Here is a 24,217-nt window from a genome sequence, read left to right as displayed (position 1 = left end):
TTATTCAAATCATACATTATGTACAATTTAATTGGAGCCGGTTTAATCGTTATCGGTGCAGGTTTAGGTTTAGGTAAAATTGGTGGTTCTGCAATGGAAGCTATCGCTCGTCAACCAGAAGCAGCATCTAAAATCCAAACTGCAATGATTATCATTGGTGCCTTACTTGAAGGTTTAGCATTCGGTGCTTTATTATTAGGTAAATAGTCACAACGGTTTTATAATATAACCTGCAACGGTTGGTTGCAGGTTATATTATTCCTGAATCTTAAAAAATAAGAATTATCATTATATAGTATAACAATGGATAAATTAATACATTCGTTTTCGTACGGTTTGTTTTTTTGGATGGTCATCGTCCTTGTGGTTATTATCTTTTTATTAGGTAAATTCGCTTGGAAACCAATTGTTGATGCCCTAGACGAACGTGAAAAAGGTATTGCAGGTGCTTTAGAGGCTGCTGAAAAAGCGAAATTAGAAATGGCTCGTTTAACAAATGAGAACGAACAATTACTAAAAGAAGCTCGCGCAGAACGCGATGTTATCCTTAAGGAAGCAAAAGAACTTAAAGATAAGATTGTAGCTGAGGCAAAAACGCAGGCACAGGCTGAAGGTGCAAAATTGATTGCACAAGCAAAAATCGAGATCAACGAACAAAAGAACAAAGCTTTGGCTGAGGTTAAGTCTCAGGTTTCTTCTTTGTCTTTGGATATTGCTCGTAAAGTGTTAAACAAAGAATTTGAGGACCAAGGAAAGCAAGAAGCTCTAGTAGCAGATTTGCTTAATGACGTTAAATTGAACTAATCCGGTCACTCAAATTACGAAATAGAATTATGTCAGTATTTAAAGTAGCATCAAGATACGCTAAGTCATTAATTGACTTGGCTAGCGAGCAAGGCTCACTGGAGACAGTCAAGGCGGATATGGATTCATTCATTGCTGTTTTAAAATCCAGTACAGAATTGCAAGCTGTTTTTGCCAATCCTATTGTTCCTTTGGACAAGAAGAAAAACATATTGGATGCGCTATTTAAAGATAAGATCAATCCCAATATCGTGGCATTCTTTAAGATCATGATCAACAAAGGTCGTGGCGAGATTGTGTATGCCACTGCTCAGGAATTTATTCGTGAGTATAACGAGGTAAAAGGAATTGTGAAAGCTACAGTTACATCTGCAGCGCCACTTTCTGAAGCTAATTTGGCAGCGATGAAAGATGTACTTGCGAAGGAAACCAACGCTCAAGTGATATTGATCAATAAAGTTGATCATAGTTTGATCGGTGGATTTGTAGTCAATATCGGCGATCGCCAAATTGATGCAAGTATTGCTGGTAAGTTGAATAAATTGGAAAGATATTTGAATCAGAATAATTAATTTGTTCTGATACTTGAAGTAAAATAAATCAAAAAACCCCTTATAATAATTAAAATGATAGAGGTAAGACCAGATGAAGTTTCGGCAATTCTAAGAGAGCAATTGTCGGGCTTTAAATCAGAAGCCGAACTAGAGGAAGTGGGTACCGTACTTGCTGTAGGTGACGGTATTGCTCGTATTTACGGCTTAACTAAAGTTCAGTCCGGTGAGTTGGTTGAATTTGATAACGGATTACAAGGTATTGTATTAAACTTAGAAGAAGACAACGTTGGTGTTGTACTTTTAGGTCCTTCGGATGAGATCAAAGAAGGAGATACTATTAAACGTACCAACCGTATTGCATCCATCAAAGTTGGTGAAGGCTTGTTGGGACGTGTTGTAAATACTTTAGGTCAACCAATCGATGGTAAAGGACCTATTCAAGGTGATTTGTATGAAATGCCTATCGAGCGTAAAGCTCCGGGTGTTATCTACCGTCAACCGGTAACTGAACCATTACAAACAGGTATTAAAGCGATCGATGCAATGATTCCAGTAGGTCGTGGTCAACGTGAGTTGGTTATTGGTGACCGTCAGACAGGTAAAACAGCTGTTTGTATCGATACAATCTTGAACCAAAAAGAATTCTATGATGCAGGAGAACCTGTATTTTGTATCTACGTTGCCGTAGGTCAAAAGAATTCTACAGTTGCGAATATCGTGCGTACATTGGAGGAGAGAGGCGCTATGGCTTATACAGTAGTTGTGGCTGCATCTGCTGCTGATCCAGCTCCACTTCAGTTTTATGCACCAATGTCAGGTGCTGCTATCGGTGAGTTTTTCCGTGATACAGGTCGTCCAGCATTGATCGTTTATGATGATTTGTCTAAGCAAGCTGTAGCTTACCGTGAGGTTTCTTTATTGTTACGTCGTCCACCGGGCCGCGAAGCATACCCAGGTGACGTATTTTATCTACACAGCCGTTTGTTGGAGCGTGCAGCGAAAATCAACTCTTCAGATGATATCGCGCGCAACATGAATGATCTACCTGAATCGATCAAACACTTGGTGAAAGGCGGTGGCTCATTAACTGCCCTTCCGATCATTGAAACCCAAGCTGGTGACGTTTCTGCATATATCCCAACCAACGTAATTTCAATTACAGACGGTCAGATTTTCTTGGAGTCTAACTTGTTTAACGCAGGTATTCGTCCAGCGATCAACGTAGGTATTTCTGTATCTCGTGTAGGTGGTAATGCGCAGATCAAACCGATGAAAAAGGTATCTGGTACATTAAAGTTAGATCAAGCTCAGTACCGTGAATTGGAAGCTTTTGCGAAATTCGGTTCTGATCTAGATGCTGCTACTAAATCTGTCTTAGATAAAGGTGTTCGTAACGTTGAGATCTTGAAACAAGGTCAATATTCTCCAGTTTCTGTAGAGAAACAAGTTGCGATTATTTATATCGGAACTAAAGGTTTATTGCGTAATGTTCCTGTAAATAAAGTGAGAGAATTTGAAGAAGAATTCTTGACTCAATTGGAACAACGTCATCCAGAAGTATTGTCAGCTTTCAAAGCTAATAAGTTCTCCGATGAATTAACTGCAGTGTTAGAAACAGTAGCTAAGGATTTAGCATCAAAATATTAATAGTAATGAGTATTTGGTATTGAGTCTATTGACTAGGCTCAATACTCAATACTAGGTACTTAATACTTAAAACAAATATGGCAAATTTAAAAGAAGTAAGAAACCGGATTACCTCGGTATCATCAACACAGCAGATCACGAAAGCTATGAAAATGGTTTCGGCTGCTAAATTGAAGCGCGCTACTAACGCTATCTTACAATTGCGCCCATATGCGAATAAACTAAGAGATATTTTGGCTGATGTTTCTGCGAGTGTTGAGGGAAGTAACTCTCCTTTTACAGTGGATCGCGAGCCAAATAAGGTATTAATCGTTGTTGTTTCTTCTAATAGAGGTTTGGCTGGAGCATTCAACGCAAATGTTATCAAAACGACTAATAACTTGATCTTTAACAAATATGCTGAGCAACATGCTAAGGGCAATTTGAGTATCATTGGTATTGGTAAAAAGGGTTATGACTTCTACTCGAAACGTAACTTCAATGTGGTAGCTAATCACTCTGATTTGTTTTCTGATTTAAATTTTGGTTCTGTATCTGTGGTGACTGAATTTATCATGGAGCAATTCAAAGAAGGTAATTTTGATCGTGTTGAAGTGGTTTATAATCAGTTCAAAAATGCTGCAGTTCAAGAGTTGACTGCAGAACAGATTTTACCCTTATTACCTGCGGAGGAAAACAAACAACATACGCATAAAGCAAAAATAGAAGCTGAGGTGGATTATATCATCGAGCCTTCCAAAGAGAAGATTATCGAGGAATTGATTCCTAAAGCAATCAAGATTCAATTATACAAAGCTGTTTTAGACTCGAATGCTTCTGAGCATGGAGCACGTATGACGGCAATGGATAAAGCTACAGAGAATGCCGGTGACTTAATCAAATCACTGAAGCTATCTTACAACCAGGCACGTCAAGCTGCAATTACAACAGAATTGACGGAGATCGTATCTGGTGCAGCAGCATTATCAAACGGATAATCCTTTATTCGGAAATATATAAAAAAGGTGATAATNNATTATCACCTTTTTTATATATGCTATTTTTTACCATCGAATTAAGGCTGAACCCCACGTAAATCCTGCTCCAAAAGCTGCCAAACATACGAGATCACCGTCTTTAATCTTTCCTTCTTCCCAAGCCTCGCATAGTGCTATCGGTACAGAGGCTGCAGTGGTATTACCATATTTCTGAATATTGTTGAATACCTGATCCTCCCTTAATCCAAGTGTTTTCTGTACAAATTGCGAAATGCGAAGATTGGCCTGATGTGGAATTAGTAAATCGATATCATTAGTTTTTAAATTATTTTTTGCTAGCGCTTCATGAATAACCTCAGGGAATTTGATAACAGCTTTTTTGAAGACGGCCTGTCCATCCATATTTGGAAACGCAGTCCCATCTTCGAGCATCTCTTTGGTCATTAATAATCCGCCCAATTCCTGATCCGGCCAATTGGGCATTTTATCTAACCAAATTCCACTGGAAGCTCCGGGGTAATACATCGCTAGCTTTTCGGCTTCGGCTCCATCTGAATGTAAGTGCGTGCTCAGGATTCCTTTGCCATTTTCGGTTGTAGGCTGCACAACTACTGCTCCGGCACCATCTCCGAAAATCACGGAAACGGCTCGTCCTCTCGTAGAAAAGTCAAGCGCAAAAGAGTGTTTCTCCGAACCAACCACTAGCACATTTTTGTACATCCCTGTTTTGACAAATTGATCGGCAATAGAAAGCGCATATATAAAACCAGAACATTGGTTTCTAATATCCAGTGCCCCGATCTCCTTCATCTTCATTTCCCGTTGCAGTAGAACGGCGCAGCCCGGGAAATAATAATCTGGCGATAAGGTGGCAAAGATGATGAAGTCGACATCTTCAGGTGTAATATGGGCTCGTTCGATGGCAATTTTAGCTGCTTCGACCCCCATAGTGGTGGTGGTTTCGCCTATTCGGTCTGCATATCTACGTTCTTTAATGCCAGTTCGTTCTTGAATCCATTCGTCACTGGTATCCATAAAGCGTGTTAGGTCATTATTGGTATATACGTTTTTTGGGACGTAATAGCCAATTCCTGCAATTTTTGACTGTAACATAATAAATTCCTCTAATTGATTGTATTCTTCCCTTTTATATTATCGTTAATTTAGAAAAAAATATTCTATTTTTGCAGCATGGGTACCCAAACTGCTGAAGAAACCTTTACGTTAGAAGAGATATTAGCCTCTGTGAAAGAGTCTAATCGCCTCATTTTGTGGAATGATGAAACCAATACGTTTGAACATGTGATTCATTGTCTCATCTATCATTTACAATATACCGAGAAGCAAGCTGAGAAGATTGCCTGGAAAGTACATACTGAGGGGAAATGTGCTGTACTGGAGGGTACTTATACGGAGATGGAGATCTATCGTAAAATTCTGAAAGCCGAGGGATTGACTGTTTCTGTGGAGTAATTTGCTATTCTTTTGTTACCGTAATAATATGGTTACGCTTCAATTTTGTCTGTAAGTTTTAGTTTTCTTTGCACTATAACTTATAAACTAAGCTGAAGCATGTTTTTTTACGCTAAATCGTTTAAATCTTTCTTATTTGTATTCTTTTTACCTGTTGTTCTTTTTGCTCAAACAGGTCAAATCAAAGCTATTTTAGTCGATAGCGAAACTTCTAAACCTATTTCATCGGCTAGTGTCGCGCTCTTGGACGCCTATAGTAACGTCTTTGTTAAGGGGGGACAGTCTGTATCCCAAGGATTCCTTTTGTTGTCTGATATTAAACCTGGTAAATATAATGTCCGTATTACTTATGTTGGCTACGAGACACAAACCATTGATAGTATAGAGGTCTTAGGAAGTAAAAGCAAGGACTTAGGTCGAATTGCTTTGAAATCTACAGGTAATATGTTGAACGAAGTTGTTATTGAAGGAAGAGCTCCTGCCATGCAAATTGGTATAGACCGTAAAACCTTCAATGTTGGCGAGAGTTTGGTCAGCGCGGGTGGAACAGCGACCGATGTGCTTGCGAATGTCCCCACTTTGCAAGTTGATCAGGATGGATCGGTCAGTTTGCGTGGATCAAGTAGTGTGAAGATTTTAATCGACGGACGGGAGTCTGCCTTAGCAGGAAATGATGTAACTTCTTTGCTTCAGAGTCTACCTGCCAATTCAATTGAAAAAGTTGAAGTCATCACAAATCCATCCTCTAAATATGATGCAGAGGGCCAAACTGGGATTATCAATATCGTTTTAAAGAAAAATATTCGAACAGGGCTGAACGGATCGATAAATACATCCGCTGGTTCTTATGATAATTATATGGCTGGTATAACATTGAATTATCGTGATCGGAAATTCAATTACTTCGGATCCTATAACTTCAATAAACGAAACATGTTGGGAAGTGGGAAAACGGACAACAGGTTTTTTTGGGATAGCACGCGTAATTATAGCGAATCCGAATCGTCAAGAAAGGGCAATAGCCATACGGTAAAAGCTGGGTTTGATTATAATATGACAGACCGTACTTCATTGAGTTTTTCGGGTAATTTAAGTATACGTGATAACAAGCGAATAGAAGACTTGAATTACGAGTTCTTTAAGCAATCGCAGATGACAGGAACGAGTGTTCGAAATTCAACACAATTTGAAGATGATCTTGGTTATGAATTAAACGCCGATTTTAGACATCAATTTAAGCGAGAAGGAGAGGAGTTGACGGGGAATGCAAGTTATGGGAGAGATAAGGAAGATGGTACAAATGATTTTTCTCAAAATTACACCGATGGGCGGAAGGCCACCTCACGGAAGAATGTTACGTCTGAGGATGGTAAGAATATCAATCTTCAATTGGATTATGTTTTACCTTTCTCCGAGGTAAGCAAATTCGAGGCAGGCTACAGGTCTCAAATCAGAAAGTCATTTGATACACAATTTTCCAGATCACTCGATTCTTTAGGTAATTATGTGCCGGATTATAGAATCAGCAACGATTTTGATTTTACGAGTACTGTCCATGCGATTTATGCGAATTATCAAAATAAATTAACAGATAAAATTGGCTATCAAATTGGACTCCGGGGAGAGCAATTTGAACTCAAGTCCACCTATTTCTCCAAGGATCCAGCTGCAGTGGAAACGGAATCCAATGCTAAACAGAAATTTTTCAGGTTATATCCAACACTGTTTTTAACCTACGATGTTGGTGAAAATGGGGATAAAGTTCAATTTAGCTACTCGCGCCGTGTTCAACGGGCTCGTGGTTGGCAAGTTAACCCATTTTTAAACGTATCCGATGATTTGAATTATCGTCAGGGAAATCCGAATCTGAAACCGGAAGATGTACACAGTTTGGAAATGAGCTTTGCCAAAACCTTTGGTAAAGTAAACCTCATATCTTCTGCCTATTTCAATCACGCAAGTGAGGTTATTCAGCCATTTGTTTACAAGATAGAGGATGGAAGAACATACAGTAGATGGGAGAATATGACCAGTCGTAATCTTTCGGGTTTTGAGTTTATTTCAAAAGTCAACGCAACGAAGGATTTTGACTTTACATTTAATCTCAATTTGATCCACATTCAGTATAATGCAAACCCGGACTACGATATTAAAGAACGAAAGGATTTCGCTTATAATGCTAATCTGACCGCTAATTATCGTTTTACACCAACGTTTTCTGCTCAAATGAGAGGCGAGTATAATTCTTCGCGTGTAATGGCTCAGGGGCAGATGAATGCCATGAAAGGTATGGATCTAGCCTTAAAAAAAGATGTGTTCAAGAAGAAAGCTTCAATTATGTTGAATGTGAGAGATGTATTTAATTCGCGAAAAATGAATGGTGTGACGGAGACTGCTCAACTTATATCCAATTTTGAGCACCGTTGGATGAAGAGGATGGTAACCTTATCACTTTCCTATCGGTTTGGTAGCCAAGATTTAAACAAATCAAAGAAAAAAGTGTCGAATACAAATGAAATGGGTGGCGGAGAGGAATATTAAAAAATATTCCTCTTTATACACTCAAATGCTTAAATTTAATTTTAAAACAAACCTAAAACTAAAAAGAATGAAGTTATTAAAAACAGTTCTTGCGGTATCGGTGATTGCTTTTTCAGCACATCTTAATACTGCCGTAGCGCAAGCAAAAAAAGAGGTTCCTGCTTACAAAATCTTAGATTTACCCCGTGTAGATATCAAGAAATTTAAAAAGAATAAAGCTGGGGCCTATGTTATTTTTGATGGTACTTCCATGGAAGGCTGGAGAGGATATGATAAGACCGTAGTGCCAAAAAGATGGGTAATTAATGAGGGAGCGATCAAATTTGATAGTCAAGCCAATGTTGGTAAAGAAGAAGGTGGTGACTTGGTCTTTGCTCATGATTTCAAGAATTTCGAATTGGAGATGGAATGGAAAGTTGCTAAAGGAGCAAATTCAGGTATCTTCTTTTTAGCGAAGGAAGTGGAAGGACAACCGATTTATATCTCGTCTCCAGAATGTCAGGTTTTGGACAATGAGAACCATCCTGATGCTAAAATGGGTGTAGATGGAAACCGTAAATCGACATCATTGTACGATATGATCCCTGCTAAGCCTCAGAATGGTAAACCGTATGGCGAGTGGAATAAAGTTAAGATCAGAGTAAACAATGGCAAGGTAGAGCATTTTCAAAATGGTGTAAAGGTTGTTGAATATACATTATGGGATAAGTCCTGGATTGATTTATTGCAAAAAAGTAAATTCAGTGAGGAAAAATGGCCTTTGGCTTTTGAATTGTTGAGCCATGTTGGTGGCGATAGCAAATCGGGGCTTATCGGTCTTCAGGATCATGGAAATGATGTATGGTTTAAGAATATTACCGTTAAGGTTCTAAAATAGAAAAAGTAGCTTTAAGCTGCTTTTTCTATTTTCTATAGTATCGATTGTAATTCTTTCAAGTCGATAATCATATGTGATACATCGTCTGGTTTTTCAATAACATTTGGGTTAAAGAAAATGGCGTCCATGCCTACATTTACGGCTCCACGGATGTCGGCATCCAGGTTATCTCCGATCATCAGTGATTGCTGGGCTTGCGCTTGAGCAGTCGTCATAGCAAACTCAAATATTCGGGGATCCGGTTTATTCACACCGATGACTTCTGAAATAAAAATATGTTTGAAGTATTTGTTTAGGTTGCTCTTTTCCAGTTTGGTCTCACAGGCCTCTTTAAAACCATTCGATATCAGGTGAAGATTGTATCTGTCACCCAAATAAGCCAAGGTTTCATGTGCATGGGGAAACAGGTTTGTTTTTTTTGGACAGATAGCGAGATACTCCAGTTCGAATTCTTCAGGAAACAACTCTGGATCCACACCGAGCTCGGTAAAGGTATCTGCAAAGCGAGCTTTCCTGAGTTCTGGTTTTGAAATCTTTCCGTGATGATAGAGTCCCCAAAGTCGATGATTGTTAACTGTATAAGTTTCTATAAAACGAGTGGATGACTCTTGATTAAACAAGTGATCAAACTTGTATTTAAAATATAGCTCGTGCAGACTTTCTTCGGCATTTTTATCAAAATCCCATATGGTATGATCTAGGTCGAAGAAAATGTCTTTTTTCTCGTGATTAAACATATGCAAAATTAAAACAAATTAACCTGAAATTCCAAGTCAGTTAGGTTATCTAGTGATGAAATTAAAAGTCACTTTTATCGATATCGGGTCTCCGATGGTTTATATGACTGTTTGGTGATTTTAGTCTTATTGCGAATCGGTTAATTTTCTTCTTTGTGTCATAATCCTTCGGATATTTCCGAATACATGGGTGAATACCTATTTTTGTCACATGAAGAAAGCGCTGTTACTCTTTTATTTTCTATTGTTCTATGCGGTTATGCAACTGATATGGTGGGGGGTGATGTTTATCCGTTTTGATCCGAGTAAAAAGAACATGATCATAGGAGAGGGAATATTCTTCTTGATTATTTTCTTGTGGGGTGCATGGCGGTTGAAGCGGCTGGTTGAGAGGGAGCAGAAACTGCTTCAACAACAGCAGAACTTTCTTTTGGCTATTACGCATGAACTTAAATCGCCATTGGCTTCCGTCAAATTGTATATTCAAACTATTTTGAGGCGTGATCTTGACAAAGAGCAACAACAAACGTTCTTGAGAAACTCGCTGAAGGATATCGAGCGTTTGGATGATCTGGTGGAAAATGTATTGATGACAACCAAGTTGGACAGCCGAAATTACAGTATGCCGAAGGAGGATTTTAATTTTACTGCTTTGGTAGAACAGGTTGTAGATAGGCTTCAGAAGAATTCCTGTAGTTCACAAGTTTTGAAACCTTATTTGGAAGCGGATATCATTATTCATGCAGATAAGTTTGCGATTAGTAATGTGGTTACTAATCTGATAGAAAATGCAATTAAGTATTCGCCGGCATGTGCTATGGTGGATGTGAAATTATATACGGAGAATAATAAAATAATTTTTTCTGTTGCTGACCATGGTATCGGTATCAGTGATGAAGAGAAAAAACTTATCTTTAATAAGTTTTATCGCGTGGGAAGTGAGGCAACACGAAAAACCAAAGGCACAGGTTTGGGGTTATATATCGTGAAAACCGTATTGCAGAAGCACGACGCGACCATAAAAGTTAAAGATAACACTCCTAAAGGGAGTATTTTTGAAGTAACATTTGAAAGAAATGCAAAGTAAACAAAGAATATTACTTGTCGAAGATGAAGAACACTTGTTAGAAGCTATCAAGTTGAATCTCGAAATGGAAGGCTACCGTGTTACTACGGCTACTGATGGAAAAAAAGCACTAAAAGTCTTCAAGGAGGAACGTTTCAACTTGGTGGTTTTGGATGTGATGATTCCCGAAATTGATGGATTCCAAGTGGCTGAAACTATTCGACTGCAAAACACTGAGGTTCCTATCATGTTTTTAACTGCGAAAAATAGCAGTGAGGATCGAATTACGGGTCTTAAGAAAGGGGCGGATGATTATTTGGTAAAACCTTTCAACTTAGAAGAATTGATTCTTCGTGTTGGAAATTTGGTGCGTCGTGGCATGAAACCAGACGATTTGAAAGAACTAAATTCTTATCAAATTGGTGATAAAACGATCTATTTTAATTCGTATGAGCTACATCATGCAGATGGCACGATCACTTCGTTGACAAAGAAGGAAACCATGCTGTTGAAACTGTTGATTGAACGACGGAATGAGGCCGTATCCCGGGAACAAATATTGGAGACCGTATGGAATTACGATGTTTACCCATCTACACGTACCATCGACAATTTTATCTTAACCTTCCGGAAATATTTCGAACCAGATCAAAAGCATCCGATTTATTTCCATTCTATCAGAGGTGTTGGTTATAAGTTTACCGACAATAACGCATAGGTAGAAAGAGATGATGACAATCAGGGCTAGAATAGCCGTTATTTTTATTGCTGCATTATTTTTGGGCTATGGCTTATACCAAGGGCATTATCAAACTGCTGTACTGATAGCAGGCGGAATAGGCTACTTGATTTGGAGTCATTTTAGAGAAGGGTCCGTTTTTTTGGCAACGCAGGCTTTTCATAGGCAAGATTATGAAAAGACAAAAAATTTGCTAGCTGAGATAAAGAATCCGGACGCACTTCGTAAAGGCAGACGTAATTTCTATGAATTTATGATGGGAAATATTGCGCTTAAAGAGGAACGTGTCGATGAGGCCGAATATCATTTTCAGCTAGCTTCACGTCTGCCTTGGAAAAAAGATAATGAAAAGGGTATGGTGATGATTAATCTGGCAAATATAGCGCTGCGAAAGTTGGATTATGAAAGAGCGAGAGCTTATACAGATGTTGCCAATAAGTTACATCTGACGGCTAGACAGAACAGCATTATTACAAAAATAGAAAACGAAATTTCAAAACATTTATAGTGAGTACTACTTTACAAAACGACTTATTGATTAAAGCTGCATTTTCGCAGCAAACGGAAAGACCTCCTGTGTGGATGATGCGTCAAGCTGGACGCTTTATGAAGGAATATTGGGATATCAAGAATAAATATTCCTTTTTGGAGATGTGCAAAACACCAGAAATTGCTGCGGATGTCACTATGCTTCCGGTAGATTTGTTAGGCATTGATGCAGCTATTTTATTTTCTGATATTTTAGTTACAGCTGAAGCCATGGGAGGGGATTTGTCCTTTGAACAAGGTGTAGGGCCTCGTTTTTCTAATCCTGTTCGTTCTGTAAAGGATGCTGAAGATTTGTCTACCAACTGTTTGGATAAATTACAGTATGTTGCTGATGCAATCAAGGTCATTCAACAACGTCTTGACAGCCGTATCCCTTTGATTGGTTTCGCGGGAGCACCATTTACAATTTTAAGTTATTTGGTTGAAGGTGGATCTTCAAAAGATTTTAAGTTAACGAAGTTGATGTTGAATAATCAGCCTGAGTTGGCACATATGATCCTTCAAAAGATCGCAGATGTAACGGTTGAATATCTTAACATGCAGATCGCAGCTGGAGTAAATGCAATTCAATTATTTGATAGCTGGGCCCTGGCTTTATCCTGGAATGATTACCGTGATTTTTCGCATTATTATAATAAGCAGATTATCGCTAAGTTGAACCGTAAGGATATTCCTGTCATTTCCTTTTGTAAAGGATCTTCTGTTTTTGCACCAATGATGGTCGAAGCGCAACCTGATGTTGTTTCTATCGATTGGAATGCAGATTTAAAAAATATTAAACAATCTCTGCCACAGGGTATTGCTGTTCAAGGAAATTTGGATCCATTTGTTTTGTATGCAGATAAACCTGTTATCAAGAAGAAGATTATCGAATTATTTGAGCGCATGAGAGGTGAAAATGGTTTTATCTTTAACTTGGGACATGGTATCATGCCAGATATTCCTTTTGATAATGTAAAATATGCCATTGAGGTTGTAAAGGAATTTAGCTATTAGTTTGCTATCTACTTCAAAAACAAAAACGACTTGCCTTTCGCAGGTCGTTTTTGTTTGCCCTATATTTAATCTATTTCGGTTGATATAGCACTTTTGTATATTGGATGTAAGATTTGCGCAATTGATGTTTGGACGTATTGAATGCTATTAACTTTTCTTATTTTTGTAACTATGGTCTATTTATATGCAAAAGCAGTTCATATTATCTTTGTGATTTGTTGGATGTCAGGTCTGTTTTATATGCCTCGACTCTTTATATATCATACAGAAGCTAAGGACAAGAGTCAAGAAGCGTTTGATGTTTTGCATAAAGAATTCAGTAAGATGGAAAAATTACTGTGGTGGGTTATTACTACTCCTGCGATGTACATCACTGTCTTTTCTGCACTAGTTATGTTATGCTATTCTCCTGGTTTATTATCCATGGGGTGGATGCATGTAAAACTGACATTCGTTCTGGGAATGATTATCTATCATTTTACCTGCCAGAAGATTATGTTCAAATTGAGTCGTCAAGAATCCAAATTAACTTCAACAAATCTCCGTTTGTTTAATGAAGTCGCAACAGTTTTATTATTCGCTATTGTTTTTACTGTTGTCTTAAAATCGGCACTGAACTGGATATTTGGCGTTTTGGGACTCTTAATTTTATCCATTGCTTTAATGATGGCCGTAAAACTTTATAAGAAGTACCGGAACAAGAAAGCATAACAAAATGTTAAATTCTTTGGTTTCTTAATCCTTTTTTATTCTGTGTAGTCGAAGGATTATAAATTGAATCGGATTATGTACAGGAAAATTTTGGTTATGGTCTCGTTGCTTATTGTCGCAACGGCTGGGTTTGCGCAGCGATACAGACCTTTTGGAGGGGCATTAAACATCTATTCTACAGATGTCCCATTTTTTCTTTATATCAACAACGTTTTGTATAATAATAGGGCTTCCACGGATATTAGGGTATCCAATTTGACGAGTCGTCGTTATGATTTGCGTATTGTATTTGCTGACAGACAGCAACGCACATTGAATGGCAGTGGTGTGCAACTTGTCAATAGAAATGGACAGTATATGAATGTGGTATTTTCTGTCAGTAGCAGAGGCGGAAATAGGGGGATTATCCTGGAATCCATGAATCCTGTAGATCGGTATAACAACGGTAATTATCGTGAGGATTTACCGTATAATAACCGGGATGGATATAGTAATGAACAAGGTAATGAGCGATACAGACAATCGGAAGATCGTGATGATTTGCCAAACAATAATCGTGGGGGATATAATAATGATCAATATAGGCAGTCCGAAGACGCTAAGGTTTATCGTAACGGTGTAGCGAATCAAGGAGGATATGCTGAAAATGAAGATAATGATCTGTCTGATGCCGGAGTAATGAATAAGACGAATTCCAATCGATTGAACGATCTATTAAATCAGAAGGAAAACGATCAGGATAGACTTGCTGTAGCTGCTCAGGAATTAAAAAGTATGCATCTAAGTGTTAGTGAAATTGTTGATTTAATGGAACTTTTTATACGAGATGATAATAAACTGGCCTTTGCCAAATATGCTTATCCAACCTGTGTGGATAAACAGCATTATGAGAGAGTAGGGGACGCCTTATCGTTCAGTTCAACAAGGGAAAAGCTAGTGGATTTTTTGAAAAAATAAAAGGAGCATTTTGCTCCTTTTTTATTCACCGCCAAAGCAGATATATTTTAATTCCATATATTCATCCAAACCGTATTTAGATCCTTCACGACCTACACCAGATTGTTTTACTCCACCAAAAGGAGCTGCTGCATTTGAAATAAGGCCTGTATTGATACCTACCATGCCAGCTTCTAGCTGTTCAGCAACACGAAAACAGCGATTTATATTTGTACTATAAAAATAGGAGGCTAGCCCAAATTCAGTCGTATTGGCCATTGCTATTCCTTCTTCTTCTGTCTTGAAACTGAAAAGGGCGCAAATTGGACCAAAAGTCTCCTCGCGGAATATAAGCGCTTCTTTCGGGACGTTGGTCAGCACAGTTGGCTGGAAAAATAGATCTTTGATGACCTTTCCTCCAGTAGCCAATTCGGCACCATGATTTAATGCGTCTTGTACATGATGCTGTACTTTTTCTAGCCCTTTTGCATTGATTAAAGGACCTACCTGGACGCCTTTGTCAAGTCCATTACCAACTTTCAATTTGCTGACAGCATGGCTAAGTTTCAATGAAAACTCATCATAGACATCTTCTTGTATTAGAAATCTATTGATGGAAACGCAAGTTTGCCCTGAGTTTCTAAATTTTCCGGCAAGCGCTCCTTCGACAGCAGCATCAATATCCGCATCGTTAAAAACCAAAAAGGGAGCATTACCACCGAGCTCCATAGATACTTTTTTAATGTTAGAGGCTGATTGTTCTATGAGTGTTTTTCCGACTTCGGTAGAGCCTGTGAAAGATAGTTTTCTTATCAGGTCGTTTGTAGCTAGTTCTTTGCCGATACCAACACTATCTTTTCCTGTAATTACGTTAAAAACACCCTTCGGAATCCCTGCATCTTCAGCCAGTTTAGCCAATGCTATAGCAGAAAATGGGGTTTGGGAGGCCGGTTTTAGCACAACGGTACAACCAGCCACCAAAGCTGGAGCAACCTTTCGGGTGATCATCGCTAAAGGAAAATTCCAGGGTGTAATTGCGGCTACGACACCTACACCTTGCCTAATCGTTATCATTCTACTTCCTTTTTTATGGGTAGGTATGGTTTCACCATAGGCTCTTTTTCCTTCTTCTGAAAACCATTCTACGAAAGAACTACCGTAGTCAACCTCTACCCTCGATTCGCTTAGCGGTTTGCCGCTTTCTAGGGTCATGATTTCCGCAAGATCGTCTTTATAGTGTTGAATAAGATCGTACCATTTGCGGACAATGTTGCAACGTTCCAGTACCGTTGTGTTTTTCCAGCTTTTCCATGCCTTGTCAGCATCAATTATGGCTTTAGTACAGTCAACTACTTTTAAATCTGGCAACGAAGCAATAACTTTTCCTGTTGCAGGATTTACCACATCAAATGTGTGTTTTGACTTGATAAATTTCCCATTGATATAGGCACTGTCAATTAAAAGTGTATTTTTCATCGATGTAAATTTAATTGTCACAAGTATAATTAGAAGATTTCTGAACTAAACTTCACTTCAATAAGATTACTGTTTGTTCAAATGAATCTTTCTCGCTCAGATTTTGAAGGTATCGTACAAAATTCATTTTTTCCAAACCATCGATAGCGGTTTTTAGCAAAATAATCATAAAGCGCATCTCTCCACGAAAGTGGTAAAATCTTTAGTAAATAACATGTCATGTAAGGGAAGCCCAATTGCTTACAAATCTTTAAAATAGCTTCACTTTTGAGATAGGTACCAGCTGGAGATAGGAAAACGATGGAATCAGTATTTTTGGGAATATTTGTTAGCGCCGTCCGGGCAAATTCAGACTGCAAGGAACTAAATAAGAATTTCTTTCTGCGATCGATCCTTAATAATAGTTGAACAAAGTGATTACAGATCAAGCAATCACCATCGAAAAAGATGATATATCTCCCTTGTTGTTCCATATTATAAAGTTACTTCTATTTATTGAAAGTACTGCCATAACAAGATCATAAATGGAAGCGATTTTATCATCATTGGGGTTTAATTCTCTATGTTAAAAAAGGCGGTGTTTCCAATAGAAACACCGCCTTTTTTACTTCCTTTTTATAGATTTTTCATGATTGTATGTCCCATACGATCTCTTTTAGTTTTTAAGTACTCTTCATTAAAGGGATTTGCCGTTATTTCAATAGGTACATTTTCTATGATTTCAAGACCATAACCTACTAGGCCAGCACGTTTTGTCGGATTATTTGACATAAGACGCATTTTTGTGACACCAAGGTTTCTAAGAATCTGGGCTCCTACACCGTAGTCTCTTAAATCTGCCTTGAACCCTAACTGTACATTGGCGTCTACCGTATCCAAACCATTTTCTTGTAATTTGTAAGCATGTAGCTTATTGATCAGTCCAATACCGCGACCTTCTTGATTCATATAGACAATAACACCTTTACCCTCTTGCTGGATCATTTCCATTGCTTTGTGCAATTGAGGGCCACAGTCACAACGGCAAGAACCAAAAATATCACCCGTAACACAAGAGCTGTGCACCCGTACTAAAATAGGTTCATCTTCATTCCACTCGCCTTTGTAAAGCGCTAAATGTTGTTCGCCAGTGTCTTTTTGTGTAAAGGCTTTCATTTTAAAATCACCATATTGCGTTGGCATATTAACAGTGACTTCTTCATTGATTAAAGAGTCGTGCTTAAGACGGTATTCAATTAGATCTTCAATACTAATGATCTTTAAATCAAATTTTTTAGCAACTTCCATTAGTTCCGGAAGTCTGGCCATTTCACCATCTTCTTTTAAAATCTCAACCAATACACCTGCTGGTTCAAATCCTGCTAATCGAGCGAGGTCAACTGTAGCTTCAGTGTGTCCTGTACGACGTAATACACCACCATCTTTCGCTATGAGCGGGAAAATATGTCCTGGTCTACCTAATTCTTCATAATGGATATTAGGATCGATCATTGCTTTAATTGTTTTCGAACGGTCCGATGCAGAAATACCGGTTGTACAACCATATCCCTGTAAGTCAATGGAAACTGTAAAGTTCGTTTCATATACCGCTGTATTCTGTCCCACCATTAAGTCAAGGTGTAATGCATCTGCTCTTTCTTTAGTAATTGGGGCACATACTAGTCCACGACCGTGAGTCGCCATAAAGTTGATGATTTCGGGAGTTGCATTGCGGGCAGCAGTGACAAAGTCTCCTTCATTTTCGCGATCTTCGTCATCCACGACGATTACTACTTTTCCTGCCTGTATATCAGCGATCGCTTCTTCGATCGTGTTTAATTTGAAATCCATTTATTGATATATTGTAATTGGTACAAAGTTAGTGTAGAATCTAAATTTATTTATAATAGCGTTGTCACAATCTAATGTGATTCTTTTAATTTATTCTTTTTTGCAAGCTTTTCCTTAATCCACTTCCAAGCGGCTTCTACTTTTAATTTATATTGATCAATATCAAATAAGGCAGAATCAGTTGTCGACTTGTACGTTAGAAAAGCGGCTAATGGTGTTAAGACAATAATGGCCATCCACATGCCTACGGCTGATGATATGGCACCATCTTTCGCTGTTTTTTCTGCTACTGTGGAGATAATGTGATAGATCAGAAAGAAAATGATGGCCATCACGACCGGAAGACCAAGTCCACCTTTTCTGATAATGGCTCCTAGTGGAGCTCCGATTGCAAATAGTAAAAGACAGGAGACAGCTAGGGTAAACTTGCGATGCCATTCAATCCGATAGCGTATATCTTTCGATTTGTAATCTTTAAACTCAAGTGTACGTCCATTCAGATCTTCCTTTAAATAATTCAATTGGTTTAATGCATTCATGGTGATCTGTGCCCGTTGTTCTTGGGGAACCAGATCGGTAAGCAAATTTTTAAAAGGTTTGATCTTAGTTTCTTTGACCTTTGGCTGTCCAGGTTGATTCGCACTAAAATATTTCGAATAGATATTATATCGGGTGTCTAATGTACGGACGATCGCTTTTCCCATACTGTCTATCTTAATATGGTTGGAATCGATGTACATGTCTAACTGTTTCAGGTTTAACATGGCGTGGTGGCTCTTGAAGAGATTTTCATCCGTTTTACCTTGTTGAAAACTTCCCATATCAAACTTTTGCTCTGTTTCCTTGAACTTAAATCGCGTAAATTGCTGACGTGGATCGTAGGTTTTGGAGTTTTTAGTCCGTGCTTCCTCATAGCGGATACCATCCTTAAGTTTTAGGATCATATAATTGTTGTCAGGAGAGTTATAGATATACCCTTCTTTCGCCATAAGTACATTATTGGCTGTGTTACCGCCACGATGATCATAAATCATCAAGTCATAGAGAATTGTTCCCGCTTTATTTTTTCCTTTAGCGCGGATTGAGTAACCTGGGATGGTGTTGTTAAAGATTCCGGGTTTGATGAGGAAATCTGCCTTTTTATTACGTACATCAGTAAGTAGCGTACCCATTTTTAGATTCACTACGGGGAGAATATAGTCGGAGAACAGAAAAGAACTTGTTGCGAAAATTGCAACGAGTATAAATAGTGGGGTCATCGCTTTACGTAAAGATACGCCCGCAGCTTTGATCGCAACTAATTCATAGCTTTCACCCAGATTTCCGAAAGTCATAATGGAGGAAAGGAGCATGGATAAAGGCATTGCCATTTGGATTTGAACAACGCATTGATATCCAATTAGCTCCATGATCGTATACCATTCAAATCCTTTTCCAATCAAATCATCAATGTACTTGAATAGGAAAAGCATCAATAAGACAAACATCACAATAAAGAATGTGACAATAAATGGTTTTATGAAAGCTTGAAGAATAAGTAAATGAACCTTTTTCATCCGTGACGCAAAGCAAATTGATGCCTTTACATTAAGGCATCTTCCAACTAAGGAGCTCCAGCTGGAGCTCTTAGTGGAAATATATTGCAAAGATAGGCTTTTTTATGCACCTATAACACTTTGAAGATAGACTATTGAATTTTTCCAAATTAACTTTCTATTTTCAAGGTCTTCTTCTTTAGCGTAATCTGTTATTTTAAGAGCAACATCATTTGTTAGCTCGTCTTGATCGATCTCCAGATCGAAATAATAGGGATCATCATCGAGCCATTTAAAGCGTACAGATTTATTTTCTCTCGATGCTACAATTTTTGCTCGGTGAGGTTCATCATCCCAAATGAAAGTATAAACGGTGTCTTTATAGTTTACATCATCTGCAAACCATTGTGCCAATTCGTTTGGTTCTTGCAAATACGGAAATAAAATTCTAGGTGAAGAGTTGATGATATATTCTAGTTGGAATTTTATTTTATCTGCCATAAAAATGTTTTTTTAAATTTTAGTTTGTTTAAATCAAAAATAAGCTATATTTGCATTCCCAAAATGGCGGGGTAGCTCAGATGGTTNNTTCGATTCTGCTCCCCGCTACAAATCTCTTCCAAAATTGCTTTTTACTGCATCAACTTATTATTTGTAATAATACATATTTATTTTGTTATTGCAAGTTTTTTTGTAAAAAGTTGCCCCTGTTTTTTGATAAACATGTTGTTTTTAGGACTATCAATTTTTTCAACTACTGTTTCTATTTTTTAATGATAAATTTATTGAGTTAAAAATGAGTTTGTTGCGTTTAATGCGAGTTTTAAATAGGTCAGAATTGGTAAAAAAATAAAAAAATCTTTTGAATTGACATACGAAGTGGTATATTTGCATACCGAAACGGCGGGGTAGCTCAGATGGTTNNTTCGATTCTGCTCCCCGCTACCAAAAGCATCAGTCTGTTAAGATTGATGCTTTTTTTATGATTGTATGTATTTCCTTTTTATCGCATTACCTTTTTTTCGCCGCCCACAAGAGTACATCTATCTTTGTATTGTTTTATGGATAATATTTAAATAATGAATATAAGACCTATACTAACCCTATTCTACTTTTTTATCTGCTATCACGTTTTTGCACAAGAAGGCACAATAGGCCATGTCGTTACACATCAACGGAAAACCATTCTATGTGATGCACAGAAAGGCGAGAATTCCTATCCAGCTTGGGGGGTATTTCCGAAAGAAAACGATCCTGTAAGAAAGGTTACTATGTTTGTTACCCTTGGGAGCCCAGATAGTTTGCGCACAGCGCATTGGGATTATTTGGATCACATCGTATTGCGTCGTAAAGGAGGAAAAAATGGAGCTGTGCTAAATTATGAATTAGGAAGAATGCTTACGCCATATGGTAGTATCTACAATAAAGGATGGAGTTGGAAATGGCAGGTCGATGTAACTGATTTTGCTCCTTTCTTAAGGGATAGCGTGGAAATTGTCTATACTCATTCTGGTTTTGAGGACAAGACTGTAGGGTGGGCACTTACTGTAGATTTTGAAATTTTATCAGGTCCACCAGTCGTTACCCCATTGGGAATAACAGCGCTGTGGAATAAAGCATATAAATATGGGGATGTTAACGAAAAGATAGCAGAAAATCTACTACCAATAACATATACCTCGAGTCCGGGAGCAGCATTGAGCCGAATACGTATTCAGCATACAGGGCATGGTATGGATAAACCACGTGGCTGTAGTGAATTCTGTAGCCGATGGCGCGAACTCACCTTCGATGGAAAGACTGTAGACAGACGTGATATGTGGAAGAAATGTGGAGGTAATCCACTTTATCCACAAGGCGGTACCTGGGTACATGACCGCGCATATTGGTGTCCTGGAGATTTACAGCAGCCTGATTTTATTGATGTATTTACTAGAGTTGGCACTCATCAAGTTGCCTTACAGATGGAACCCTATACAGCGACAGACAATGTACAGGCTGTCGAAAATATATCGGCTTACTTGTTTCAATATTCAGCCCCTAAACAAAAGGTAGATGTTGCAGTCGAGTCAATAATGGTTCCAAGTGATGAACAGCGTTTCTCTAGATTAAATCCGGCGAGTGCTGGCCCAAGGATCTCTTTCAGAAATTTAGGTGCTGACCCGATTCGATCCCTAGAAATTGTTTATGGCACGAAGGGATTTCCTGTCAAAACTTTCCATTGGAAAGGTAATCTTTCTTTTAATCAAGTTGCAGAAGTTATACTACCCGGAGAAATACAGGAAAAAGATCGGGAGAATGTATTCACGGTGTCACTTCTTAAGCCTAATGGAAAGCCGGATGCATGGCCCACAGACAATAAGGCGGAAAGCGTCTTTACAGCTCTGCAGAAATTTCCCACTGATTTTATTTTGGAGTTTACGACCAATAATAAACCAGCGGATAATCGTATATTTCTAATTAATGCAAAGCAGGATACGGTCTTTTGTAAGACAGGCTCTCAACTGGCTGCGGCAACAATGTATAGAGATACTTTACATCTTAATGAGGGAAATCACTCACTCTCTTTGGTTGATACTGCAGGTAACGGACTGCAGTTTTGGGCACAACCTGAAAATGGTGATGGTCATTTACGGATTTTCGATCTGAAAGGAAACCTTATTCATGCTTTTGAAAGCGATTGTGGAAATGGCGAAATGTTTAGTTTCAATGCCAAAAGTGAATTTGAGATGAACACAATTTCAACGCAATATGCCTTCTCACTTTATCCAAGGTCGGTTGTGGATAAGACGCAACTGAGCGTATTGTCCAATAAACAGAGTGAGATGATAGTGCTTTTTATGGTTGATGGCGTTTTGTGGCAAAAACATGAATACAAATCCATTCAACAAGCTGTCCTGAGCTTTGATCTGAGCCACCTACCTCCAGGAAGAATAATCGTTGAAGTTCTGATGGATGGTATGAGCCGATTTAAAGGACGGATAAATAAAAGATAAGCGGATAAAGAAAAGCACGAAGATATTTTGTGCTTAGATTTTGATTAAACAGATAAAAAAGCTCCATTAATGGAGCTTTTTTATCTGTTTAATCAATTGTCGTCGTAAGCTAAGCCTTTCCAGTCTTCTCTCTGTAGGTACTTCAGCATAAAAAAGAATACGACCCATGCAAGTCCGGCTAAGATCCAAATTAGAGTTTCATAGTGGAAAATTGTTTTATGTAAGTATCCCAAAATACCTAATAGGCCTAATATCAGTAGATTATTTATTGCTTTTGAATTGGATTGACTAGCCTTAGAAAACGGATAGTTTTTGACAATAAAAAGCATAATCAGAATACTTTCGATACCGCCGACTGCGGAAGATAATAGCAGATCATTAATAGAACTGAGACCAAATAGCGGTACACAGATAGAAAGAAACAGTATGTTGAACGGTAAAACATATTTAATAAGACATGCTTTGAGAACTCCAGTCATCAGTTGTCCCGGTTTTTGTATCGGCGTCACATGGTAGACCCAGGCCGCTTTATATTTATTACTTTGCGTGATAAGCTGGAAAACGGTTAATATGGTCAATAACGAAAGATAAAACATAATGATATACAAGCCTGAATCCCGAAGTTTCGCGATTTTGCCAGCTATTGGGAGATCATCTCCTGTACGTAGAAATAAAAAGACAAAATAAATAGGTAGATAAGCCAACGAAGGGTATAGCTGTTGCTTAAATTCTCTCGTTTTAGAACTTATCAGCCATACAATGCCAAATCCAGCCTCTTCAACAGGGGATGAGCAAACGCTCGAAGAGATCCTTTTATATAGCGGTAATTTGGAGGGATTATCTCGGGTTAATTGTGAAGTTTCACTAGGGAGGTTGTCGGCACTTGCTAGTGCCGCTATTTTTGCATTAAATCCACGTGAAAACAGCTTAGTACAAGCGTAGATACCAGCAAAGGGAGTTAGTATTCCCAGTGTTGATAAGATGACTAAATGTACATTGTGGTTACCAAAGAGTAATGGTTGGAATGATGCAATCCAGGTACTTGGGAATATCCAAAGAAATCTGAGCTGTTCCATCGTTAAATGAGATTCCACAATAGATTGGATCAAATTTGGGCCAACATAATAGGATAGAAAAAGAACCAGTGAGAGACCGATCTGTATATAAGTAATTACATCTTTAAACTTTTGGATGGGGAGATATTTGATGCTAATCAGATAAAATCCATTGACAAATATCAGCGCGATTAAAGTGCTTAGTATAAGCTGCAGGCATAAAAGAAAGACGGAGACGATATCCCAATTGAATAATGCATAAATAAGCACAGGTAAGGTCAACGCAATTACTTGATTAAAAAGCTTGATTGCAATAAAAGTTATTCGGGAAATAGCTAAAGTCTTGTCATTAACTGGTCTAGGCATAATGATATACTGATCCCGGGTATCTAATAATATGGGAGAAAAATCGGATACCAACGTAATGCTTAACATGCTAATGAAACTGAGTAGCATAATCGAAACGGCTAAGTACCTATCTGGAATAGAAAAAATAATTACCATGAATATCAGGCCAAAGATGAGATACAATAAGAATTGTAAAATCGATGACGAAGAAGAGGATTTCCCTGAGCTACGTTTCCTAAAGCTAATCGGCTTTCTGTTCTCTAAGATTACTTTGGTTTCTAAGATGATCTTAAACTGTTCATAATTGATGCCCAAGCCTTTCCAAACCCCACGAAAAAGAAGGATAAATTTTAAGATAAATTTTTCCATG

The 24,217-nt window shown here is 38.1% G+C and carries 23 protein-coding genes; 15 read left to right on the top strand and 8 right to left on the bottom strand.

The window, feature by feature from the left end; translation table 11 throughout:
- The first annotated feature begins 18 nt into the window (after positions 1-18).
- From atpE to atpG, 5 genes are all read left to right on the top strand, one after another.
- On the top strand, positions 19-207 hold the full coding sequence (atpE, locus tag B3H30_RS21400) for an ATP synthase F0 subunit C (protein WP_021188666.1): 189 nt from the start codon (positions 19-21) through the stop codon (positions 205-207).
- Positions 208-303: 96 nt separating this feature from the next.
- Positions 304-804 carry a F0F1 ATP synthase subunit B gene (locus B3H30_RS21395; protein WP_112375495.1) on the top strand — a complete coding sequence of 167 codons (501 nt, stop codon included), beginning with the start codon at positions 304-306 and terminating at the stop codon, positions 802-804.
- 29 nt (positions 805-833) lie between these two features.
- Positions 834-1,376, top strand: coding sequence for an ATP synthase F1 subunit delta (gene atpH / locus B3H30_RS21390; RefSeq protein ID WP_112375496.1), 543 nt, complete (start codon positions 834-836; stop codon positions 1,374-1,376).
- A gap of 54 nt (positions 1,377-1,430) precedes the next feature.
- Positions 1,431-3,005 (top strand): F0F1 ATP synthase subunit alpha, encoded by a 1,575-nt coding sequence (atpA, locus tag B3H30_RS21385; protein WP_070563151.1) that lies wholly within the window; start codon positions 1,431-1,433, stop codon positions 3,003-3,005.
- 77 nt (positions 3,006-3,082) lie between these two features.
- Entirely contained in the window at positions 3,083-3,982 is a 900-nt protein-coding gene (atpG, locus tag B3H30_RS21380; protein ID WP_070563149.1) for an ATP synthase F1 subunit gamma, read from the top strand.
- A gap of 66 nt (positions 3,983-4,048) precedes the next feature.
- Here the strand turns inward: atpG and B3H30_RS21375 are convergent, their stop codons facing one another.
- Positions 4,049-5,095: a 3-oxoacyl-ACP synthase III family protein gene (locus B3H30_RS21375; protein ID WP_286834849.1), complete on the bottom strand. Its 1,047-nt coding sequence runs from the start codon at positions 5,093-5,095 to the stop codon at positions 4,049-4,051.
- A 78-nt stretch (positions 5,096-5,173) separates the two neighbouring features.
- Between B3H30_RS21375 and B3H30_RS21370 the strand changes: the two genes are divergently transcribed.
- The 3 genes from B3H30_RS21370 (at position 5,174) to B3H30_RS21360 (ending at position 8,873) form a co-directional block, all read left to right on the top strand.
- Positions 5,174-5,455, top strand: coding sequence for an ATP-dependent Clp protease adaptor ClpS (locus B3H30_RS21370; RefSeq protein ID WP_046671971.1), 282 nt, complete (start codon positions 5,174-5,176; stop codon positions 5,453-5,455).
- A 99-nt stretch (positions 5,456-5,554) separates the two neighbouring features.
- Positions 5,555-7,996, top strand: coding sequence for a TonB-dependent receptor domain-containing protein (locus B3H30_RS21365; protein ID WP_286834848.1), 2,442 nt, complete (start codon positions 5,555-5,557; stop codon positions 7,994-7,996).
- Positions 7,997-8,063: 67 nt separating this feature from the next.
- On the top strand, positions 8,064-8,873 hold the full coding sequence (locus B3H30_RS21360) for a 3-keto-disaccharide hydrolase (protein WP_083663849.1): 810 nt from the start codon (positions 8,064-8,066) through the stop codon (positions 8,871-8,873).
- A 32-nt stretch (positions 8,874-8,905) separates the two neighbouring features.
- On the opposite strand, the gene B3H30_RS21355 is transcribed toward B3H30_RS21360, so the two are convergent.
- On the bottom strand, positions 8,906-9,610 hold the full coding sequence (locus B3H30_RS21355) for a YjjG family noncanonical pyrimidine nucleotidase (RefSeq protein WP_075994164.1): 705 nt from the start codon (positions 9,608-9,610) through the stop codon (positions 8,906-8,908).
- Positions 9,611-9,821: 211 nt separating this feature from the next.
- Here B3H30_RS21355 and B3H30_RS21350 point away from each other — a divergent pair, with 211 nt between their 5' ends.
- The 6 genes from B3H30_RS21350 to B3H30_RS21325 all read left to right on the top strand — a co-directional run bounded on the left by B3H30_RS21350 (position 9,822) and on the right by B3H30_RS21325 (position 14,628).
- On the top strand, positions 9,822-10,697 hold the full coding sequence (locus B3H30_RS21350; protein ID WP_088162930.1) for a sensor histidine kinase: 876 nt from the start codon (positions 9,822-9,824) through the stop codon (positions 10,695-10,697).
- Positions 10,687-11,394, top strand: a complete 708-nt coding sequence (locus B3H30_RS21345) for a response regulator transcription factor (RefSeq protein ID WP_070563139.1) — start codon at positions 10,687-10,689, stop codon at positions 11,392-11,394. Before B3H30_RS21350 ends, B3H30_RS21345 begins: the two co-directional genes overlap by 11 nt.
- 10 nt (positions 11,395-11,404) lie before the next feature.
- Positions 11,405-11,923, top strand: coding sequence for a hypothetical protein (locus tag B3H30_RS21340; RefSeq protein ID WP_231585185.1), 519 nt, complete (start codon positions 11,405-11,407; stop codon positions 11,921-11,923).
- The gene (gene hemE, locus B3H30_RS21335) at positions 11,923-12,960 is read left to right on the top strand and encodes a uroporphyrinogen decarboxylase (RefSeq protein WP_088162929.1); all 1,038 of its coding nucleotides are present in this window, start codon (positions 11,923-11,925) and stop codon (positions 12,958-12,960) included. The genes B3H30_RS21340 and hemE overlap by 1 nt, the downstream gene beginning before the upstream one ends.
- 141 nt (positions 12,961-13,101) lie before the next feature.
- On the top strand, positions 13,102-13,671 hold the full coding sequence (locus B3H30_RS21330) for a CopD family protein (RefSeq protein ID WP_312352403.1): 570 nt from the start codon (positions 13,102-13,104) through the stop codon (positions 13,669-13,671).
- 75 nt (positions 13,672-13,746) lie between these two features.
- Positions 13,747-14,628: a DUF4476 domain-containing protein gene (locus B3H30_RS21325; RefSeq protein ID WP_286834847.1), complete on the top strand. Its 882-nt coding sequence runs from the start codon at positions 13,747-13,749 to the stop codon at positions 14,626-14,628.
- 21 nt (positions 14,629-14,649) lie between these two features.
- Here the strand turns inward: B3H30_RS21325 and B3H30_RS21320 are convergent, their stop codons facing one another.
- The 5 genes from B3H30_RS21320 to B3H30_RS21305 form a co-directional block, all read right to left on the bottom strand.
- Positions 14,650-16,083: an NAD-dependent succinate-semialdehyde dehydrogenase gene (locus tag B3H30_RS21320; protein WP_145327956.1), complete on the bottom strand. Its 1,434-nt coding sequence runs from the start codon at positions 16,081-16,083 to the stop codon at positions 14,650-14,652.
- 77 nt (positions 16,084-16,160) lie between these two features.
- The gene (locus B3H30_RS24935) at positions 16,161-16,556 is read right to left on the bottom strand and encodes a thiol-disulfide oxidoreductase DCC family protein (RefSeq protein ID WP_414713325.1); all 396 of its coding nucleotides are present in this window, start codon (positions 16,554-16,556) and stop codon (positions 16,161-16,163) included.
- A gap of 142 nt (positions 16,557-16,698) precedes the next feature.
- Positions 16,699-17,913: a bifunctional 3,4-dihydroxy-2-butanone-4-phosphate synthase/GTP cyclohydrolase II gene (locus tag B3H30_RS21315; RefSeq protein ID WP_145327957.1), complete on the bottom strand. Its 1,215-nt coding sequence runs from the start codon at positions 17,911-17,913 to the stop codon at positions 16,699-16,701.
- A gap of 71 nt (positions 17,914-17,984) precedes the next feature.
- The gene (locus B3H30_RS21310) at positions 17,985-19,469 is read right to left on the bottom strand and encodes an LptF/LptG family permease (RefSeq protein WP_145327958.1); all 1,485 of its coding nucleotides are present in this window, start codon (positions 19,467-19,469) and stop codon (positions 17,985-17,987) included.
- A gap of 102 nt (positions 19,470-19,571) precedes the next feature.
- A complete protein-coding gene (locus tag B3H30_RS21305; protein WP_046671984.1) occupies positions 19,572-19,949 on the bottom strand; it encodes an START-like domain-containing protein in 378 nt (125 codons plus the stop codon).
- A gap of 578 nt (positions 19,950-20,527) precedes the next feature.
- On the opposite strand from B3H30_RS21305, the gene B3H30_RS21300 reads away from it, so the two are divergent.
- On the top strand, positions 20,528-22,444 hold the full coding sequence (locus B3H30_RS21300; protein WP_286834846.1) for a peptide-N-glycosidase F-related protein: 1,917 nt from the start codon (positions 20,528-20,530) through the stop codon (positions 22,442-22,444).
- A gap of 92 nt (positions 22,445-22,536) precedes the next feature.
- Here B3H30_RS21300 and B3H30_RS21295 read toward each other — a convergent pair whose 3' ends face one another.
- Complete coding sequence (locus tag B3H30_RS21295) at positions 22,537-24,216, bottom strand: hypothetical protein (RefSeq protein ID WP_286834845.1); 1,680 nt, start codon at positions 24,214-24,216, stop codon at positions 22,537-22,539.
- Position 24,217: the final 1 nt, after the last annotated feature.

The sequence above is a fragment of the Sphingobacterium sp. UBA7038 genome (assembly GCF_002494055.1).
Lineage (GTDB): Bacteria > Bacteroidota > Bacteroidia > Sphingobacteriales > Sphingobacteriaceae > Sphingobacterium > Sphingobacterium multivorum.
This window is presented reverse-complemented; position numbering and strand designations above follow the sequence as displayed.

Bases quoted from the DNA above. Each gene is read 5' to 3' on its own strand.
- atpE (WP_021188666.1), top strand. From the start codon at position 19: ATGTACAATTTAATTGGAGCCGGTTTAATCGTTATCGGTGCAGGTTTA.
- B3H30_RS21395 (WP_112375495.1), top strand. From the start codon at position 304: ATGGATAAATTAATACATTCGTTTTCGTACGGTTTGTTTTTTTGGATG.
- atpH (WP_112375496.1), top strand. From the start codon at position 834: ATGTCAGTATTTAAAGTAGCATCAAGATACGCTAAGTCATTAATTGAC.
- atpA (WP_070563151.1), top strand. From the start codon at position 1,431: ATGATAGAGGTAAGACCAGATGAAGTTTCGGCAATTCTAAGAGAGCAA.
- atpG (WP_070563149.1), top strand. From the start codon at position 3,083: ATGGCAAATTTAAAAGAAGTAAGAAACCGGATTACCTCGGTATCATCA.
- B3H30_RS21375 (WP_286834849.1), bottom strand. From the start codon at position 5,095: ATGTTACAGTCAAAAATTGCAGGAATTGGCTATTACGTCCCAAAAAAC.
- B3H30_RS21370 (WP_046671971.1), top strand. From the start codon at position 5,174: ATGGGTACCCAAACTGCTGAAGAAACCTTTACGTTAGAAGAGATATTA.
- B3H30_RS21365 (WP_286834848.1), top strand. From the start codon at position 5,555: ATGTTTTTTTACGCTAAATCGTTTAAATCTTTCTTATTTGTATTCTTT.
- B3H30_RS21360 (WP_083663849.1), top strand. From the start codon at position 8,064: ATGAAGTTATTAAAAACAGTTCTTGCGGTATCGGTGATTGCTTTTTCA.
- B3H30_RS21355 (WP_075994164.1), bottom strand. From the start codon at position 9,610: ATGTTTAATCACGAGAAAAAAGACATTTTCTTCGACCTAGATCATACC.
- B3H30_RS21350 (WP_088162930.1), top strand. From the start codon at position 9,822: ATGAAGAAAGCGCTGTTACTCTTTTATTTTCTATTGTTCTATGCGGTT.
- B3H30_RS21345 (WP_070563139.1), top strand. From the start codon at position 10,687: ATGCAAAGTAAACAAAGAATATTACTTGTCGAAGATGAAGAACACTTG.
- B3H30_RS21340 (WP_231585185.1), top strand. From the start codon at position 11,405: ATGATGACAATCAGGGCTAGAATAGCCGTTATTTTTATTGCTGCATTA.
- B3H30_RS21330 (WP_312352403.1), top strand. From the start codon at position 13,102: ATGCTATTAACTTTTCTTATTTTTGTAACTATGGTCTATTTATATGCA.
- B3H30_RS21325 (WP_286834847.1), top strand. From the start codon at position 13,747: ATGTACAGGAAAATTTTGGTTATGGTCTCGTTGCTTATTGTCGCAACG.
- B3H30_RS21320 (WP_145327956.1), bottom strand. From the start codon at position 16,083: ATGAAAAATACACTTTTAATTGACAGTGCCTATATCAATGGGAAATTT.
- B3H30_RS24935 (WP_414713325.1), bottom strand. From the start codon at position 16,556: ATGGAACAACAAGGGAGATATATCATCTTTTTCGATGGTGATTGCTTG.
- B3H30_RS21315 (WP_145327957.1), bottom strand. From the start codon at position 17,913: ATGGATTTCAAATTAAACACGATCGAAGAAGCGATCGCTGATATACAG.
- B3H30_RS21310 (WP_145327958.1), bottom strand. From the start codon at position 19,469: ATGAAAAAGGTTCATTTACTTATTCTTCAAGCTTTCATAAAACCATTT.
- B3H30_RS21305 (WP_046671984.1), bottom strand. From the start codon at position 19,949: ATGGCAGATAAAATAAAATTCCAACTAGAATATATCATCAACTCTTCA.
- B3H30_RS21300 (WP_286834846.1), top strand. From the start codon at position 20,528: ATGAATATAAGACCTATACTAACCCTATTCTACTTTTTTATCTGCTAT.
- B3H30_RS21295 (WP_286834845.1), bottom strand. From the start codon at position 24,216: ATGGAAAAATTTATCTTAAAATTTATCCTTCTTTTTCGTGGGGTTTGG.